This is a genomic window from Vibrio sp. YT-19(2023) (assembly GCF_033337395.1).
Window position 1 is genome coordinate 1 of the sequence record NZ_JAWOQN010000193.1, and the last position, 984, is coordinate 984.

Genomic DNA, 984 nt, shown 5'->3' on the forward strand with positions numbered 1-984 from the left:
TTCGAAGTGATCAATAATATCACTGCCTGCGGCTGCCGAAATTGATCCGGTACCGCTAGTAATCGCGATGCCCTGTAGAGAACCTTGCTCGCCGCCAGACTCGTCCAAAGACAAGCTTGTGACATTGTTAACGACTGGGTTATCGCCATCAGCAATTGTAATCACAAAGGTATTGCTGACCGTATCTTGGTCGTAATCCACGATCGTCGTTGGAAGAGAAAGCGCTATCGTATCGCTATCATTCGTCTGCTCAAGCGGTTTGAACTGTTCAAATTGGTACGTGCCGTCGGTGTTTAACGTGATGCTTAATACCACCTCTCCCGTACCAGCTACGGTTAACGTGATGTTACTGCCATCTTCAGACAAGGTCGCAACCGTCACTTGGTTGTCAGTTAACAAACCATCAAATTGCGACAAACTTTCCTGATTAAAAGTGACAGAAGCCAACTGGTCACTGCCAATTTCGACAAACGTCCCCGTGATTGGCGTCGATGAAGATTCTTCATTCTCAAACGAGATGTCTTGCGGCGCTGGATTATCACCATCGATAATCGTCGTGACAAAATCAATTGGCGTACGAATGCTATTACCACCAATATCAGTACCCGTCATCTCAAACTCAATACTGATGCGGTCACCAACAATCGACACCTGCCCGTCATCTACAGACGCAACATGGTCAATGCCTTGGCTTATGGTGGTCGTCACCTCCAACTCGATATCACGACCTAGCGAAGTCGCTTCAATTTCAATACGTAGGACTTCATTGCCATCTTGAACACCAATGATGGCATTTTGCGCTTCGTCGTATGAGAACTCGACAGCTTTACCACCAGATTGAATATCGGTGTTCAATTCGGCCAGTAGCGACTCTAGTGAAGCAGCAGATGGAACAAATCAGCTAGGGTCAAGCGGGAGATCGCCCGCCTCAACGGATACGCTGGTTGCAATAGATTGAGGATAAGTAGTAAGGGAAATCGAACC

At 47.3% G+C, this 984-nt stretch carries 1 pseudogene; it reads right to left on the minus strand.

The annotated features are described in order from the left end of the window. A pseudogene (locus R7E78_RS24815) lies at window positions 1-984 on the minus strand (hypothetical protein); the annotation flags it as partial.